At 69.0% G+C, this 15,238-nt stretch carries 15 protein-coding genes; 6 read left to right on the forward strand and 9 right to left on the reverse strand.

The genetic code is table 11. The features are described 5' to 3' along the window. Positions 1-90 precede the first annotated feature (90 nt). Together DS837_RS25270 and DS837_RS25275 are read right to left on the reverse strand one after the other, a co-directional pair. The gene (locus DS837_RS25270) at positions 91-1,491 is read right to left on the reverse strand and encodes an amidase (RefSeq protein ID WP_149167255.1); all 1,401 of its coding nucleotides are present in this window, start codon (positions 1,489-1,491) and stop codon (positions 91-93) included. Beyond that, positions 1,482-2,711, reverse strand: a complete 1,230-nt coding sequence (locus DS837_RS25275) for an MFS transporter (protein ID WP_149167256.1) — start codon at positions 2,709-2,711, stop codon at positions 1,482-1,484. Before DS837_RS25275 ends, DS837_RS25270 begins: the two co-directional genes overlap by 10 nt. A gap of 29 nt (positions 2,712-2,740) precedes the next feature. Here DS837_RS25275 and DS837_RS25280 point away from each other — a divergent pair, with 29 nt between their 5' ends. Then, a complete protein-coding gene (locus tag DS837_RS25280) occupies positions 2,741-3,097 on the forward strand; it encodes a hydroxyisourate hydrolase (RefSeq protein ID WP_149167257.1) in 357 nt (118 codons plus the stop codon). Positions 3,098-3,209: 112 nt separating this feature from the next. Here the strand turns inward: DS837_RS25280 and DS837_RS25285 are convergent, their stop codons facing one another. The 7 genes from DS837_RS25285 to DS837_RS25310 form a co-directional block, all read right to left on the reverse strand. Continuing rightward, on the reverse strand, positions 3,210-4,025 hold the full coding sequence (locus tag DS837_RS25285; RefSeq protein WP_040136197.1) for an ABC transporter permease: 816 nt from the start codon (positions 4,023-4,025) through the stop codon (positions 3,210-3,212). Beyond that, positions 4,018-4,908, reverse strand: a complete 891-nt coding sequence (locus DS837_RS25290) for an ABC transporter permease (RefSeq protein ID WP_149167258.1) — start codon at positions 4,906-4,908, stop codon at positions 4,018-4,020. Before DS837_RS25290 ends, DS837_RS25285 begins: the two co-directional genes overlap by 8 nt. A 194-nt stretch (positions 4,909-5,102) precedes the next feature. Beyond that, the gene (locus DS837_RS25295) at positions 5,103-6,149 is read right to left on the reverse strand and encodes an ABC transporter substrate-binding protein (protein WP_149167259.1); all 1,047 of its coding nucleotides are present in this window, start codon (positions 6,147-6,149) and stop codon (positions 5,103-5,105) included. 181 nt (positions 6,150-6,330) lie between these two features. Further along, positions 6,331-7,503 carry an ABC transporter ATP-binding protein gene (locus DS837_RS25300; RefSeq protein ID WP_149167260.1) on the reverse strand — a complete coding sequence of 391 codons (1,173 nt, stop codon included), beginning with the start codon at positions 7,501-7,503 and terminating at the stop codon, positions 6,331-6,333. A gap of 225 nt (positions 7,504-7,728) precedes the next feature. Continuing rightward, positions 7,729-8,463: a proteasome-type protease gene (locus DS837_RS25305; RefSeq protein WP_149167261.1), complete on the reverse strand. Its 735-nt coding sequence runs from the start codon at positions 8,461-8,463 to the stop codon at positions 7,729-7,731. Between the two features lie 150 nt (positions 8,464-8,613). Beyond that, positions 8,614-8,781, reverse strand: a complete 168-nt coding sequence (locus DS837_RS32185) for a hypothetical protein (protein ID WP_170295972.1) — start codon at positions 8,779-8,781, stop codon at positions 8,614-8,616. Between the two features lie 583 nt (positions 8,782-9,364). After that, entirely contained in the window at positions 9,365-10,099 is a 735-nt protein-coding gene (locus DS837_RS25310; protein WP_247890129.1) for a GntR family transcriptional regulator, read from the reverse strand. A 224-nt stretch (positions 10,100-10,323) separates the two neighbouring features. On the opposite strand from DS837_RS25310, the gene DS837_RS25315 reads away from it, so the two are divergent. The 5 genes from DS837_RS25315 (at position 10,324) to DS837_RS25335 (ending at position 15,117) form a co-directional block, all read left to right on the forward strand. Next, positions 10,324-11,337, forward strand: coding sequence for an ABC transporter substrate-binding protein (locus DS837_RS25315; protein ID WP_149167262.1), 1,014 nt, complete (start codon positions 10,324-10,326; stop codon positions 11,335-11,337). 98 nt (positions 11,338-11,435) lie between these two features. After that, entirely contained in the window at positions 11,436-12,242 is an 807-nt protein-coding gene (locus DS837_RS25320) for an ABC transporter permease (protein ID WP_119507235.1), read from the forward strand. 3 nt (positions 12,243-12,245) lie between these two features. After that, positions 12,246-13,028 carry an ABC transporter ATP-binding protein gene (locus tag DS837_RS25325; RefSeq protein ID WP_149167263.1) on the forward strand — a complete coding sequence of 261 codons (783 nt, stop codon included), beginning with the start codon at positions 12,246-12,248 and terminating at the stop codon, positions 13,026-13,028. Beyond that, positions 13,025-14,368 carry an amidohydrolase family protein gene (locus DS837_RS25330; RefSeq protein WP_149167264.1) on the forward strand — a complete coding sequence of 448 codons (1,344 nt, stop codon included), beginning with the start codon at positions 13,025-13,027 and terminating at the stop codon, positions 14,366-14,368. The genes DS837_RS25325 and DS837_RS25330 overlap by 4 nt, the downstream gene beginning before the upstream one ends. A gap of 17 nt (positions 14,369-14,385) precedes the next feature. Further along, positions 14,386-15,117, forward strand: a complete 732-nt coding sequence (locus tag DS837_RS25335; RefSeq protein ID WP_149167265.1) for a maleate cis-trans isomerase family protein — start codon at positions 14,386-14,388, stop codon at positions 15,115-15,117. The last annotated feature ends 121 nt before the right edge of the window (positions 15,118-15,238 follow it).

Here is a 15,238-nt window from a genome sequence, read left to right on the forward strand (position 1 = left end):
TTCGGGCGAAGATTGCCAGAATACGATGGTAATGGAAACAGGCTGTCCGTTCTATCCCGATCGCCGCTTCTCCTTTTCTTCGAAAGGCTGTTACGATACGAAGGCAGTGTAACCGCAGGTGGATTCCACCGCGGCGGCCAGCCGCAGCACCATCGCGTCGGACAGGCGCGGGCCGGCGATCTGGAGCCCCACGGGAAGCCCGCCGCTCTCCGTCACACCGCAGGGGACCGAGCAGGCCGGCGCATAGCAGTGATTGAACAGTGGCGTGAAGACCGCGTGGCCGCGCGGCGTCACCGGACGTCCTTCGATGGCGGCGGGGCCGAGCCGGTCGAACGGCCATGCCGTGACCGGCGTCGTCGGGCAGACCAGCAGATCGTACCGCGCGAAGAGGGCGGCCAGCGCGCGGTACGCCTCCTCCCGCAGTTGCAGGGCGCGGGCGACCTCCGTGCCGCTGGTCCGCAGGCCGGCGTCGATCTGCTGCCCGATGTCGGGATCGAACAGATCCGGCGTCGCGCGGTAGCGCTCGCCGTAGAGCGCGGCGAGGCCGGCGAACTGGAGGGGCATCAGGCCGTTCTCCCCGGCGCCCTCGGGCCAGACCGGGTCGGCCTCCTCGACGATGGCCCCGGCGTCGGCGAGGCGGTGGACGGCGCGCTCCACGCAGGCCGCGACCTCCGGGTCCACGGGGGCGTCCAGCCCCAGCCGCCGGCTGTAGGCGATGCGCAGGCCCGCCGGGTCGGGGTCGGCGGCGGCGCGGACGAAGGAATCGGACAGGACCACCGATTGCGGGTCGCGCGGGTCCGGCCCGGCCAGCGCGTCGAGCATTAGCGCCACGTCGGCGACGGAGCGGGCCATCTGACCGATCACCGAGTTGCCGAACACCGGTTCGGCGAAGCCGATGGGGTGGGGGACGACTCCGGCCGACGGCTTCATGCCGACCACCCCGACATGGGCGGCGGGCCGGCGGGTGGAGCCGCCGCCGTCGGTGCAGAGCGCCAAAGGCGCCAGCCCCGCCGCCACAGCGCTGGCCGCCCCGCCCGAGGAACCGCCGGGCGTCAGCGCCACGTCCCAGGGGTTCCGGGTCGGGCCATGCAGGCGATTGGTCGTCACCCCCTTGCAGGCGAATTCGGAGCAGTTGGTGATTCCCGCGAAGACGGCGCCCGCGGCGCGCAGCCGGGCCACCGCCACCGCGTCCTCCGGCGCCACGAAACCCTCGAACAGCCGCGATCCCTGGCGGACCGGCTGGCCGCGCACCCAGATGTTGTCCTTCACCGTGAAGGGCACGCCCAGCAACGGCAGCGCCTCGCCCCGCGCGGCACGCTCGTCGGCGGCCCGCGCCTCCGCCCGTCCGGCTGCCGGGTCGAGATGGACGATGGCGTTCAGCCGCAGGTTCTCCACCGCGATCCGCTCCAGCAGGTCGTCGTAGAGGGCGACGGCGCTCACCTTGCGGGCGGCGACCTGTCCGGCGATCCAACGGGCGCTCATCATGCGCATGGGGTGTCCTCGGCAGCGGTGGAAAGGTCCGGGGTGGAGGCCGGCGGCAGGGGGACGACCAGCGCCGCGGCGCCGGCCAGCGCGACGGCGGCGGCGGCCAGATAGCCGGCGGAATAGCCGAAGCCCCCGGCGACCAGCAGGCTGAACAGCGCCGGCCCGATGACCAGCCCGGCGTAGGCGATGGCAAGCATGCCGCCCGTCGCCTCGCCCGCCCGGCCCGTCGGGGCGAGACGGGCGACCTCCGAAACGAACAGGCCGTTCCAGCCGCTCGCCGACAGGCCGAAGGCGGCGCAGACGGCCAGGAAGGCGGGAACCGGCCAGCCGGGGGAGGCGATGGCGACGAGGGCGGCGGCCACGCTCATGGCGACGCCCAGCCCGGCGAGGATGACTCGGGGCGGCGCCCAGCGCGTCGCCACGAGGCCCCAGCCGACGCGCCCGATCAACCCGGCGCCCTGCGCCACCGCCAGCGCCGTCCCGGCCAGCGGCAGGCTCCAGCCCAGTCCGGTCACCGCGAAGCTGACCAGGAAGCCGTTCAGGCAGAGCTGCATGGCCGAGAAGGCGCAGACCGCCATGGCCAGCCGGCGCAGCGCCGGCTCCCCGGCGACCAGATCGAGGGCGCGCTTCAGCGTGCCGCGGCCGGCGGGGCGGGGAGCGGCGCGGTCGTCGCCGTCGTGGCGGCGGGCCAGCGGCTCCAGGACGAGCGCCAGGAGGGCGGTGGCGCCCGCCACGACCATCAGGCTGGCCTGCCAGCCGACGGACAGGACCAGCAGCGGCACGGCGAATCCCGCGGCCATGCCGCCGAACTGGTTGCCGGTCTGGCGCAGCGAGAAGACCAGCGGCCGCTTCTCCGGCGGGGTCAGCCGGGACAGCAGCTGCGTGCTGGCCGGCGTCTCCGGCCCGAAGGCGAAGCCCAGCGCCAGCGCGCCCAGCAGGAAGGCGATGGGAAGGGCGCTGGCCGACAGCAGCGCGGCCCCGGCGGCGGCGAGCAGGCAGGCTTGGCAGGTGCGGATCGCCCCCCAGCGCGCGATCAGCCCGCCCGCCCCCAGCGACGCGGGGATGGCGGCGGTGAAGACGACCGCGGTATAAAGGCCGAGAAGCCCCGGATCGACCCCCAGGTCGGGCGCCGCCTGCGGCGCGATCACCGGGATGGCGAAGAGACACAGCCCGACGAACGCCTGAACCGCCGCCATGGCGATCAGAGGCAGCAACCAGACGTTCATGAGCACTCCACAGGGAAAGGAACGGGCCGATGGCCGGCGGGATTTCGTTGCATGCGGTGGATGTGGCGCGCGGTGTGCCCGCCGAGGGGATGCGGGTGGAACTCTATGCTTTGCGGGACGGACAGCGGGACAGGCTAGCGGAAAGCCGTTTGTGTGCCAATGGCGCGCTTGACCATCCGGTGGTCGGCGGCGCGGGCGTGACGGCGGGAGTCTACGAGGCGGTGTTCCACATCGGCCCCTGGCTGCGCGCGCAAGGGGCGGGAGGGGCGGAACCGGCCTTCCTGGAGGAGGCGCCGTTCCGCTTCACCGTCACCGACGTCGATCAGCACTACCATCTGCCGCTGAAATTCACCCCCTGGGGCTATTCCCTGTTCCGCGGGGCGTGATTGAAAGCGAACTTCGTTCGCTTTCAATTCACATCGCCTCACTCGCCGGCGGGCTTCGGCCGCATGTGCGGCCGGGACCGCCGTCGCGGTCCAAAGCGGATTGCAATCCGCTTTAGCGGAGCTGGCGCGACAGGCCGGCGACCCGTTCCATCACCACCATCGCCAGGACGGTGACGGCGATCAGCACGCCGGACACCGCCGCGGCGCGGACGTCCAGGCTGTTCTCCAGGATCTGCCACATGCGGATGGGCAGCACCTCGTTGCGGGCGTCGGCCATGAACAGCGACACCGGGATGTTGTCGAAGCTCGACATGAAGGCGATGAAGGCCCCGGCGCCGATGCCGTTGCGGATGGTCGGCAGGGTCACCCGGCGGAAGGTGTAGAGGCGCCCGGCCCCCAGGCTCTCGGAGCTTTCCAGAAGCGCCGGGTCGAGCTGGGCGAGGCTCGCCAGTGTGGTGCGCAGGACATAGGGCACGCTGACCACGATGTGGCCGATCGCCAGCGTCAGGAAGGACAGCTCCACCCCCGCCGTGCTGAAGAACACCAGCGAGGCGAGGCCGAAGGCCAGCGCCGGCAGGACCAGCGGCGACATGAACAGGGCGTCCAGCCCGCGCGCCCAGGCGCGGCGGCTGCGCCCGATGGCCAGCGCGGCGGCGGTGCCCAGCACCACCGACACGGCGGTGACCACGGCGCCCAGCTTCAGGCTGACCAGGGCGGCGTCCTGGAGCTGCCACGCGTCGATCAGCGAGGCGTACCAGCGCAGGCTGTAGGACGGCGGCGGGAACTTCAGCGAGTAGCCGTCGGTGAAGGAGGTGACGAGCACCACCAGCGTCGGCGCCGCCAGCAGCAGCAGCGCCGCACCGGCGAGCGTGCCCATGACGAGGCCGAAGGAGGCGCTTCCCAGGGTCGGGCGCTGCATGTCAGGCATGGACGTACCCCTTGCTGGCGCGGCCCAGCAGATTGAACAGCATCACGACCCCCAGCACCGACACCATGAAGACGATGGAGATGGCGGCGGCGAAGGGCCAGTTGTGGAGCGTGATTGTCTGCTGATAGATGTACTGCGGCATGAACAGCATCTGCCCGCCGCCGACCAGCGACTGGGTGATGAAGGCGGTGACCGCGGCGGCGTAGGTCAGCAGGCAGCCGGCGACGATTCCCGGCAGGCTCAGCGGCAGCGTCACCTTGAGGAAGCCCCGCCACGGCCCGGCGCCCAGCGCCGCCGAGGCGTCGAGCAGGTTGGGGTCGAGGCGCGACAGGGTGGTGATGAGCGGCAGCACCATCAGCGGCATCTGCACCTGCACCAGGGCGGCAACCAGACCGCCTTCGGTGTAGAGCAGGCGCAGCGGCGTTTCCGCCAGACCCAGCGACAGCAGCAGGTTGTTGACGATGCCGTCGCGCCCCAGGATGACGATCCAGGCGAAGGTGCGGACCACGACGGAGGTCAGCAGCGGCAGGATGATGACCAGGATCAGCGCCGACTGCATCCGCGGCCCGCTGCGGGTGTAGAGCCAGGCCAGCGGATAGCCGAACAGCAGCGTCAGCGCCGTGACCTTCACGCCCAGCAGCAGCGTGCTGCCGAGCACGGCCAGATTGAAGCTGTCGCCGAAGAAGCGGATGTACTGGTCCAGCCCGAACCGCGTCATCTCCGCGTCGGCGTAGAGGCTGACGGCGACCAGCAGCAGCAGCGGCGTCACGAAGAACACCGCGAAGAAGGCGGCCAGCGGCAGCGCCAGCGTCCATTCCCGCCCGATGCGGGGCCGTGCGGCGGTCGCGGGTCCGGCAAGGCCGGGGGCGGTGATGGCGGTCATGGGGTGGGGTCCTGTGGCAATCGCATTCTTTAGTCCCCTCTCCCCTCCGGGGAGAGGGTTAGGGTGAGGGGGTTGCGCATGGCGGTGCGTCCGGCAAAGGCGCGCCCCCCTCACCGGCCCTGCGGGCCACCCTCTCCCCAGAGGGGAGAGGGCTAAGATTGGCCATTAGGGTAAGGGGGGCCTGTATCCCGCACTTACACCTTGATTTCCTTGTTGAACCGCTCGATCCAGCCGGCGCGGTTCCGGTTGATCACTGACCAGTCGTGGAACACGAAGGACGCCTTCAGCTCCTCCTGGTCCTTGGCGATCATGCGGGCGATGTCGCCGTCCATCTGCACCTTGGAATTCGTCGGAATGACGTAGAAGGGCGCCTGCATCAGCTTGGTCTGGACCTCCGGCGCCATGGCGGATTCGATCAGCGCCGCCGCCAGCTTGGCGTTGGGCGAGTTCTTGGTGATGTGGGCGGTGGTCAGGAAGGCGATGGTGCCGGTCTTCGGCTTGGCGAACTCCACCGGCACGCCGCGGGCGCGCAGGATCTGGATGGCGTTGAAGTTGCCCGGGGAGATGTCGATCTGGCCCTGCTGGAACAGGGTGGCGAGCGCGCCGGGGTTTGGGGCCACGGCACCGAGGTTCGGCTGAAGCTCCTTGAGCGCGGCGAAGGCCGGCTCGATGTCGTTCTCGCTGCCGCCGCGGGTCTTCGCCAGCTCGACCATGAAGGCGGTGCCGAGCGTCGAGTTCATGTTGGTGATGCCGACACGGCCCTTGTATTCGGGCTTCCACAGGTCGTCCCAGCTCGTCGGCGGGGTCTTGACCTTCTCCGGGTTGTAGGTGATGCCGACCGCCTGGAAGAAGATGCCCGGCCCTTCGGGCAACTGGGCCACCGGCAGCAGGTCCTGGTAGTTCTTGCTGTCCGCGACGGGGAAGGGGGCGGCTAGGTCCTGGCCGATCACCGACAAGCGCGGGCCAGGGTCCATCAGCATCACGTCGATCGGCGGGTTCGCCTTGGCGGCGGACACCTTGGCGATCATGTCCACCGACAGCATCGGGTCCAGCGCGATGTCGGCGTTGCCCGTGGCCTTGCGGAAATGCGGGACGATCACGTCGCGGTGGGCTTCCTCCCAGCTTCCGGTGAAGGTGGCGAACACCAGCTTGCGCGCCTGCGCCCAGCTCATGCCGGGGAACAGGGACATGGCGCCGAGCGTGAGGCCGGCGGCGAGGATCTGGCGGCGGTCGAGGGTCATCGGCGGACACTCCAGGGGGAGGGGTGGGGAGAGGACTTGGGCTTGCGCGCATAGGCGCTGACGTCGGCAGCTTCTGCCCCCTCCCCGACCCTCCCCCGCTTTGCGGGAGAGGGGGCTTTTCCGTGGGACGGCGGCAGTTCCCTCCACCTCGAAGAGGGGGAGGGTTAGGGAGGGGGCAGGATCATCGACTGTCGGCGCCCGCCGGAACGGCGAAGGCGCGGCAGGTCTGGGGGGAGACGGGTTGCAGCCGGACCGGCGTGCCGGGGGTGCGCAGAGCGGCGCCGGCCACGCGCGGCTCGGTCACCTTCACCTGCCCGCCGTCGGCGGTGCGCACCTCGTAGACGACCACGGGGCCGAGCGGCAGGGCGAGTTCGACGGTGCCAGCGATCTGCTGGGGCGTCGCCTCGGTGGCGAGCCGCAGGTTCTCCGGGCGCACGCAGAGGATGGCGGGATCACCGGCGGCCAGCGCGGCATCCGGGGTGACGGCGGAGAGCACGGTGCCGGCCTCCAGCGCCACCTCGGCGACGCTGCCGGAGGCGCGGACGACGCGGCCCCGCAACTGGTTGGCGCTGCCGACGAAGCCGTTGACGAACAGGGTGCCGGGACGGTCGTAGACGTCTTCCGGCGTGCCGAACTGCTCCAGCTTGCCCCGGCTCAGCACGGCGATGCGGTCGGCCATGCTCAGCGCCTCCTCCTGGTCGTGGGTGACCATGATGGTGGTGATGCCGAAGCGGCGCTGGAGCTGCTTGATCTCGATCTGCATGTCCAGCCGCAGATTCTTGTCGAGCGCCGCAAAGGGCTCGTCGAGCAGCAGGATGCTCGGCTGGATCGCCAGGGCGCGGGCCAGCGCCACGCGCTGCTGCTGCCCGCCGGACAGCTGCTTGGGGAAACGGTCGCGCATGGCGTCCAGCTTCACCAGACCGAGCATGGCCTCCACCCGCGCCCGCACGGCGTCGCGGGCGGCCCCCCGCGCCTCAAGCCCGTAGGCGACGTTCTGCGCCACGGTCATGTGCGGGAACAGCGCGTAGTTCTGGAAGACGATGCCGACGCCGCGCCCGGCGGGCGGCAGGCTGTCGACCACCCGGTCGCCGATGACGACGCGGCCCAGCGTCTGCGCCTGGAAACCGGCGAGAATGCGCAGCAGCGTGGTCTTGCCGCAACCGGAGGGCCCCAGCAGGGCCACCAGCTCGCCCGCCTTTATCTCCAGCGTCACGTTGTCCACGGCGGTGGAGGCGTCGAAACGGTGGGTGATGCCGTCCAGCGTCACCGCGACGCCCGCCGGTGTTGCGGGAGCCTCCGCGGCGGGCTGCGGGAACGGGTGGCGGTGCGAACGGGCGGATTGGAGTGCGGCCATGGGGCGTGTCCTGGTAGGGCGCACCGGCGGGGACCCCGGTGGCGCGTCACAGGACAGAGGGAGAGCAACCCGCGTGCCAATCCCATGGGTTCGAGGACGATCCGGCCCCGCACCCCCGCATACTCTGGTGTTCACCCCAAGGTCATCGTTCGGGCGCGGCGCTAAGCTGGGCAGACTGCCCGCCGAATGTGCCTAAAATTTCAGCTGCGCCTTGGCCCGCTTTCTTCAGTCGGCCCAGCGCGGCGGCGGCAGGGAGCGGAACGCCTCGCGGAGTGCCTGGGACCAGCCGTCGCTGATCTCCTTGAAGCAGGGATCGTCCTCGCCGATCCGCCGCCGCGTCTCCAGCTTCAGGGAATCGCGACGGTAGGCGATCAGGTCGAGCGGCAGTCCCACCGTCAGGTTGGAGCGCAGCGTGCTGTCCATGGAAATCAACACCAGCTTCATCCCTTCCTCGATCGGCGTGTTGTGATTCAGCGCCCGGTCGAGAATCGGTTTGCCATACTTGTGCTCGCCGATCTGGAAGAAGGCGTTGTCGGCGGTCGCCTCGATGAAATTGCCGGCGGCGTAGACATGGAACAGCCGCACCCGGTCCCCGCGGATCTGGCCGCCCAGGATGATGGACAGGTCGAAATCCACCCGCTGCTCCTTCAGAGCGTGCCCGTCCCGTTTCCACACCTGACGGACGGCGGCGCCGACGAGCTGGGCGGCCTGGAACATGCTGTTCACACTGGAGATGGTGCGGATCTCGCCGTCCAGTTCCACCCCTTCCTGGATCAGCGCGATCACCGACTGGGTCAGCGACAGGTTGCCGGCGGTCATCAGGGCGATCATGCGGTCGCCCGGCTCTTCAAAGACGTGCATCTTGCTGAAGATGGAGATGTGGTCCACCCCCGCGTTGGTGCGCGTGTCCGACAGCATCACCAAGCCGTCCTCCAGATACAGGGCGACGCAGTAGGTCATGGTCCGTCCTCTCTCCTCCCAGCGGAAGCCGGACCGTCCACACGAAAAAGGGGCGGCCGGTCGGCCGCCCCAGTGTATGCCGAAAAAACCGGCACGCCGCAAACCCGCCGCAGGGGCGGGACATCATGTCCCGCCTCCCGCGATGCGCGGTCAGCGCTGCTGCCCGCCCTTCTCGTCCCGGTCGCGGTCCATGTCCTGCTGCTGCCGGTTCGCCTGGTCCTGCCCCTGCTGCCGGTTCTTCGGATTGTCCTGGGTCTGCTGCCCCTGCTTCCGCTCGTCCTGGCTGCCCATCTGGTTCGGGTTCCGTTCGTCGGCCATGGTGCTTCCTCCGCGTTGTCGGTTCCGATGCCCGGCGGGCATGACTGAACCAAGGCGGCGATGGTACGCGCTGCAATCGGCCCGGCCCTACAATGGCAGGCGGTCATGTTCCGATTCGCTTGGAACTTATGGGCTCCAGCGCAAGGTCATAGGCGAAAAAACATACTCCTCCGGCCGCTGTGCCCATTGACATCATGCGGGTACGTATGGTCTATCTTTCGTAGCGCTGCGAACAGCGTCAGGCCGGAGTCTAGGGAGGACTCGGTAGTCCGTGAAAGCAAGGGGCGCGCCGCATAAAAACAAAGGCGCGCACACAATGCGACACGCTGCATGCCTCAAGCCCCAGCACCCCCGCAGGGCTTTGACGGCGGCAGCGTGTTTCACTTTCAGGACCTTGCTTCACCACCAGACATTGCAATCCATTGCCGCGCCGCACACAGCGCCGATGGCGCGTTCCGGGCAAAGAAAAAGGCCGCCAGGATTGCTCCGGCGGCCTTGAGTCTAGGGAGGAAACGCCCGAAAAGGCGTCAGTGAAACTAATATATTCCGCAGCGCAGCATAATTCAAGCCTTAATCGAACGAATCAGTCTACGTCCATCGGCGCGGCGCTGGCGACTGCCCCGCCCTCCTGAACCGCCGGCTGGCGCAGCGCCTGAATGACCGCCACCGCGGTACGGCGGCTGTGGTCGGCCAGCAGGGCGCCGGCCTCCTCGGCGTCGCGGCGGCGGAACGCCGCCATGAAGCCCTCATGCTCGTCCACCGACTCCTGCCAGCGGCCGGTGTCGTAGTTGGCGAGCGAGCGGGCGCGCAGGATCTTGGCGGCGAAGCCCGCGTAGGTCGCCTCCAGCGCCGGGTTGCGGGCCATGGCGACGATCTGGGCGTGGATCTGCCGGTTCGTCAGGAAGTAAGCCGCGCGCTCCCCCGCCTCGTGCTGGGTGACCAGCTGGTCGTGCATGCGGTCGAGCTTGGCGAACTCCGCGTCGGAGCCGTTGCGGCAGGCGAGCGTCCCGGCCAGCCGCTCCAGTGCGTCCATCACCTCGAAGATCGCGCCGATCTCGCCGGGGTCCACGGGGGCGACGATGGCCCCACGGTGCGGGCGAAGCTCCACCAGCCCTTCCGACGACAGGACCCTCAGCGCCTCGCGCAGCGGCGTGCGGGAGATTCCCAACTGCTCGCAGAGTTGCACCTCCGGGACGCGGACGCCGGGCGGCAGCTCCCCATCTAGGATCATCGCCCGCAGTTCCTCCACCGCGGAATGATGCAGCGTTGCGCGGCGGATCGGCCGGGCCGGCGCCTTCATGGTCTTGATCCTGTCCATCCTGACCCACCACCCCCGAAAGTGCTGCATACTTGGGCATGCATACCGAAAAGATGCGTCGCGCCCAAAAAACAGGCAAGTCCGCCTCCGCGCGGCCAGCCTCCTTCAATATGTCCTAAACGGCTGAAAACAGCCAATAAATTGACGATTATAATATTGTATACAATTTGGCACGGGCTTTGCGAAAGGAGGAGGGACGCAACCGCATCGGGAGCACCTCTTTCATGACGTTCCGGTCCCTCACCCTGACGACCGTCACCGCCGCCTTCCTCGCCCTCTCCGCCGCCGCGACGGCGCAGGCCGCCGACGCGGAGAAGCTGAAGCTGGGCTTCGCCAAATGCGCCCATTGCCTGCCGATGGCGCTGACCCCGGAACTCGCCAAGGGCGTGGAGATCGAGGCGATCAACTTCAACTCCGGCAACGACGTGCTGACTGCGCTGGTGTCGAAGAGCATCGACATGGCCCAGGTCACCTACCTGCATTACATCACGGCGCTCGATAAGGGCTTCGACGTGGTGGCGGTGTCTGGTCAGGTGAACGGTGGGTCGGAGATCGTCGTCGGCAAGGGCATCGCCCTGAAGGCCGATGATTGGGACGGGCTGAAAAAGCTGATCGCCGAGCGCAAGGAGAAGGGCGAGCCGCTGCGCGTCGCGGCGTCGCGCGGCAACGCGCAGGACATCCACATGCGCGGCGCCCTCCAGAAGCACGGCATCAACGTCAACAAGGACGTGCAGTTCATCAACATCCCGAACCCGTCCGATCACGCCGCCGCCCTCCAGCGCGGCGAGGTGGATGTGATCTGCACGGTGGAGCCCTTCGCCTCGCAGATCCGCCAGACCGGCGTCGGCACGCATTTCGCCATGCCCTATGACCAGGCCGCCGGCAACCTGACCAACCTGATCGTCACCCGCTCCGACGTCATCAAGGACCATCCGAAGGCGGTCGAGGCCACCGTCGGCTCGGTCGTCGCCCTGGTGGACAAGCTGAAGTCCGACCAGACCGTGTGGGTGGACGTCATCAACAAATACACCGGCATGGACAAGGCCGTCGCTACCGAGGCGCTGAAGAACGCCTCTCCGGATTACGCTATCCACAAGGACAGCACGCTCGCCATCGCCACGATGATGCGTGAGCTCAAGTACATCTCCAACGACGTCACCGCCGCCGCGGAGAAGAACCTGGATTACACCTTCCTCGAAGCTGTGACCAAGAAGCCGAAGAGCGAGCTGGGCTTTTAAGAGCACTTTTCTCCACGAAGCCCAGTTCCCTCTCCCCTCTGGGGAGAGGGTTAGGGCGAAACCCACGAACATCTTCGACGGGATAGGGAAACCGGGCCATGACGGCATTGTCGAAATCCTGGGAGCGCGCCGTCGTTCCTCTCTTCATCCTGGCCGCCTGGGAGGTGTTCTCCCGGTCCGGTTTCCTGCCGGCGGCGCTGCTGCCGGCCCCGTCGGTGGTTCTGCACACCTGGGGCGACTGGATCTTCGGCTTCGACGAGACCTCGCAGGGCAACACCGGCCGCTGGCTCGCCGACGCCCTGTCCAGCGCCACCCGCGTCGCCGCCGGCTACGGCATCGCGGTGGTCAGCGGCGTGCTGCTGGGCATCGCCATCGGCTGGTGGCGCTGGGTTGAGCGGACGGTGGAGCCGACGCTCCAGATGCTCCGCCCGGTGCCGCCGGTGTCGTGGATTCCGCTGGCGATCATCTGGTTCGGTATCGCCAACAAGCCGGCCATCTTCCTGGTCTTCCTCGGCGCCTTCTTCCCGATCCTGATGAACACCATCCACGGGGTGAAGACCGCCGACCGCAACCTGATCCGCGCCGCCTCGATGATGGGCGCCACGGAGCAGCAACTGCTGCGCCACGTCGTGTTCCCGGCGGCCCTGCCCAGCATCTTCGCCGGCCTGCGCATCGGCATCGGCGCCGCCTGGATGCTCACCGTGACGGCGGAGATGGTCGCGGTGAAGAGCGGCCTCGGCTACGTGCTGTGGGACAGCTACTACTTCCTGCGCTACGACCTCGTGCTCGCGGCCATGGCCAGCATCGGCCTGCTCGGCTACGCGACCGACGCGCTTATCAAGGTCCTGATGTCCGCCGCGCTGCACTGGCAGCACGGCTCCACGCTCCAGAGCCGGGAGGGCTGAGCGATGGCTTCCATCGAGCTTCAGAACATCACCAAGATCTTCCGCGACGCCAAGCGCAAGCGCGACCTGCTGGCCATCGACGACGTCAGCCTGTCGGTGGAAAAGAACGAGTTCCTCTGCCTGCTCGGCTCGTCGGGCTGCGGCAAGTCCACCCTGCTGAACATGATCGCCGGTTTCGAGAAGCCGACCGAAGGCAGCGTGACGGTCGGCGGCAAGCCGGTGAATGGGCCGGGCGCCGACCGCGGCATGGTCTTCCAGCAGGCCAACCTGATGCCCTGGCTGCCGGTGTGGGAGAACGTCGCCTTCCACCTGCGCCTGAAGGGCTGGCGCAAGGCCGACCGGCGCGACGCCGCCCAGGAATACATCGACATGGTCGGCCTGCGCGGCTTCGAGAACCATTTCCCGGCGGAGTTGTCGGGCGGCATGAGCCAGCGCGTCGGCATTGCCCGCGCCCTGCTGCTGAACCCGCAGGTCATCCTGATGGACGAGCCCTTCGCCGCGCTCGACGCCCAGACCAAGATGGACATGCAGGAGGAGCTGGTCGCCATCTGGCAGAAGCAGCGCTGCACCGTCGTCTTCGTCACCCACAGCGTGGACGAGGCGCTGGTGCTGGGCACCCGCGTCGCCGTGATGACCAGCCGTCCGGGCCGCATCCGCGAGCTGATCGCGCTCGACCTGCCGCGCCCGCGCGACACCACCGGCCCGCGCTTCAACGACCACAAGCGCCACATCCTCAACCTGATCCGCGAGGAGGGCATGCAGCAACGGCAGGCCGCCGTCGCTTGACCGGCCGGCTCGACCTGCTGCTGACCGGCGTCACCGCCCTGACCGGGGAGGCCGTCGGCAGCGTCATCGAGGACGCCGCCATCGGCATCCGCGACGGGCGCATCGTCCACCTCGCCCCGGCGTCGGGCCCGAAAGCGGAGGGACTTCCCGCCGCCGCCGAGACCCGCCACCTGCCGGGGCGGGTGGTCACGCCGGGCTTCGTCAACGCGCACCTGCACGCCGTCCTGGTGATGGTGCGCGGCGTCGCCGCCGATCTCGGCTTCGCCCCCTCCTACACGCCGGGCGTGCCCAAGGGGACCGACGCCACGCCGGAGGAGGCCCGCGCGCTGGCCCGGCTGGGCGCGGTGGAGGCCCTGCTCTCCGGCTCCACGCTGATCTGCGACCATTTCGTCCACGCCGACGCGACGCTGGACGCCATCGCCGACCTCGGCCTGCGCGTCCATGCGAGCTGGCGCGTCCACGACGTGGATTTCGCCCGCGTGGCCCAGGGCGAATGGCGCTTCGACGCCGCCATCGGCAGCGACCTGCTGCGACGGACGCTCGACCTGCACGACCGCTGGGATAGCGCCAACAACGGGCGCATCCGCGTGCAGATGGCCGCCCACGCGCCCGACACCTGCTCCCCCGCCTTCCTGCGCACCCTCGCCGACGAGGCCGCCAAGCGCTCCATGCGCGTCAACACCCATCTGGCGCAGAGCCGGGTGGAGGTGGAGCGGGTGAAGGCCTCCACCGGCCTGACCCCGGCGGAACTGCTGGACGCGTGCGGGCTGCTGAACGACCGGCTGCTCGCCACCCACTGCCTCTATGTGGACAATGCCGACATCGCCCGGCTCGCCCGCGCCGGGGCGCACGCGGTCCATGTGCCGAAATGCAACGCCGCCTCGGGCCGGCTCGCCCCGACGCCGACGCTGAAGGAGGCGGGCGTCAATCTGGCGCTGTGCACCGACACCCAGCACGGCGACATGGTGGAGGCGATGCGCTGGGCGCTTGCCACCGCGCGCATCCAGCAGGGCGGGGTCACCGCCGCCTGGCAGCCCGCCGACGTCTTCCGCATGGCGACGCTGGGCGGCGCACAGGCGGTCGGCATGGCCGACGAGATCGGCACGCTGGCCCTGGGCAAGAAGGCCGACCTCGTCGTCTTCGACACCCGCCGTCCGCATCTGCGCCCGCTGATCAACCCACTCGGCACGCTCGTCCACACTGCGCAGGGGCGCGACGTGGAGATGGTGCTGGTGGACGGCGAAACCCTGGTCGAGGACGGGCGCCCCGTCCGCGCCGACCTGAACGACATCTGCACCGAGGCCGACAAGGCCGCCCGCGCGCTGTGGGCGCGCGCCTGACCGAAAGAACCATGGATATGAGCAACCGCGTCCTTCTGGGCATGCTGACCCCCTCCTCCAACACGGTGCTGGAGCCCGTCACCTCCGCGATGCTGAGCGGCCTGCCGGAGGTGACCGCCCATTTCGGGCGCTTCACGGTGAAGGAGATTTCGCTGCGCGCCGCTGCTCTGGACCAGTTCACCGACGCGCCCTTCCTGGACGCCGCCCGGCTGCTGGCCGACGCCCGGCTGAACGTGATCGGCTGGAACGGCACCTCGGCCGGCTGGCTCGGCTTCGCGGCCGACGAGAAGCTATGCGCCTCCATCGAAGCGGAGACGGGCATTCCCGCCTGCACCTCCATGCTCGCGCTGAACGAGATCCTGGAGACGACCGGGCGCAAGCGCTTCGCCATCGTCAGCCCCTATCTGGACGAGATCCAGGAGAAGATGGTCGCCAATTACAACGCCGCCGGCTTCGAGGTGGTGGCGGAGCGGCACCTGAACGATCGCGGCAACTTCTCCTTCTCTGAAGTGAAAGAGGAGACCATCGAGCGCATGTGCCTGGAGGTGGCGGAGTCCAAGCCGGAGGCCATCGCCATCATCTGCACCAACATGCGCGGCGCCCCGGTGGCGGAGCGCATGGAGAAGGCGCTGGGCATCCCTGTCTATGACACGGTGTCCACGGTGGTGTGGAAGGCGCTGCGCATGACCGGCGTGGACACCCGCCGCGTCGAAGGCTGGGGCAGCCTGTTCCGCGAGCTGCATGGCTGAGGGAAATGCCGCCCCCTCCCCGACCCTCCCCCGCTCTCGGCGGACCGAAGGTCCGCCTGCCGCGTCAGCGCAAACTTTTGGTTTGCGAGAGAGCTTCGCGGGAGAGGGAGATCAGTCCCCT

The organism is Azospirillum brasilense (assembly GCF_008365405.1).
GTDB classification, from domain to species: Bacteria; Pseudomonadota; Alphaproteobacteria; order Azospirillales; family Azospirillaceae; genus Azospirillum; species Azospirillum brasilense_D.

Bases quoted from the DNA above. Each gene is read 5' to 3' on its own strand.
- DS837_RS25305 (WP_149167261.1), bottom strand. From the start codon at position 8,463: ATGACCTACTGCGTCGCCCTGTATCTGGAGGACGGCTTGGTGATGCTG.
- DS837_RS25275 (WP_149167256.1), bottom strand. From the start codon at position 2,711: ATGAACGTCTGGTTGCTGCCTCTGATCGCCATGGCGGCGGTTCAGGCG.
- DS837_RS25320 (WP_119507235.1), top strand. From the start codon at position 11,436: ATGACGGCATTGTCGAAATCCTGGGAGCGCGCCGTCGTTCCTCTCTTC.
- DS837_RS32185 (WP_170295972.1), bottom strand. From the start codon at position 8,781: ATGGCCGACGAACGGAACCCGAACCAGATGGGCAGCCAGGACGAGCGG.
- DS837_RS25285 (WP_040136197.1), bottom strand. From the start codon at position 4,025: ATGCCTGACATGCAGCGCCCGACCCTGGGAAGCGCCTCCTTCGGCCTC.
- DS837_RS25270 (WP_149167255.1), bottom strand. From the start codon at position 1,491: ATGCGCATGATGAGCGCCCGTTGGATCGCCGGACAGGTCGCCGCCCGC.
- DS837_RS25335 (WP_149167265.1), top strand. From the start codon at position 14,386: ATGAGCAACCGCGTCCTTCTGGGCATGCTGACCCCCTCCTCCAACACG.
- DS837_RS25280 (WP_149167257.1), top strand. From the start codon at position 2,741: ATGGCCGGCGGGATTTCGTTGCATGCGGTGGATGTGGCGCGCGGTGTG.
- DS837_RS25295 (WP_149167259.1), bottom strand. From the start codon at position 6,149: ATGACCCTCGACCGCCGCCAGATCCTCGCCGCCGGCCTCACGCTCGGC.
- DS837_RS25300 (WP_149167260.1), bottom strand. From the start codon at position 7,503: ATGGCCGCACTCCAATCCGCCCGTTCGCACCGCCACCCGTTCCCGCAG.
- DS837_RS25290 (WP_149167258.1), bottom strand. From the start codon at position 4,908: ATGACCGCCATCACCGCCCCCGGCCTTGCCGGACCCGCGACCGCCGCA.
- DS837_RS25310 (WP_247890129.1), bottom strand. From the start codon at position 10,099: ATGGACAGGATCAAGACCATGAAGGCGCCGGCCCGGCCGATCCGCCGC.
- DS837_RS25325 (WP_149167263.1), top strand. From the start codon at position 12,246: ATGGCTTCCATCGAGCTTCAGAACATCACCAAGATCTTCCGCGACGCC.
- DS837_RS25315 (WP_149167262.1), top strand. From the start codon at position 10,324: ATGACGTTCCGGTCCCTCACCCTGACGACCGTCACCGCCGCCTTCCTC.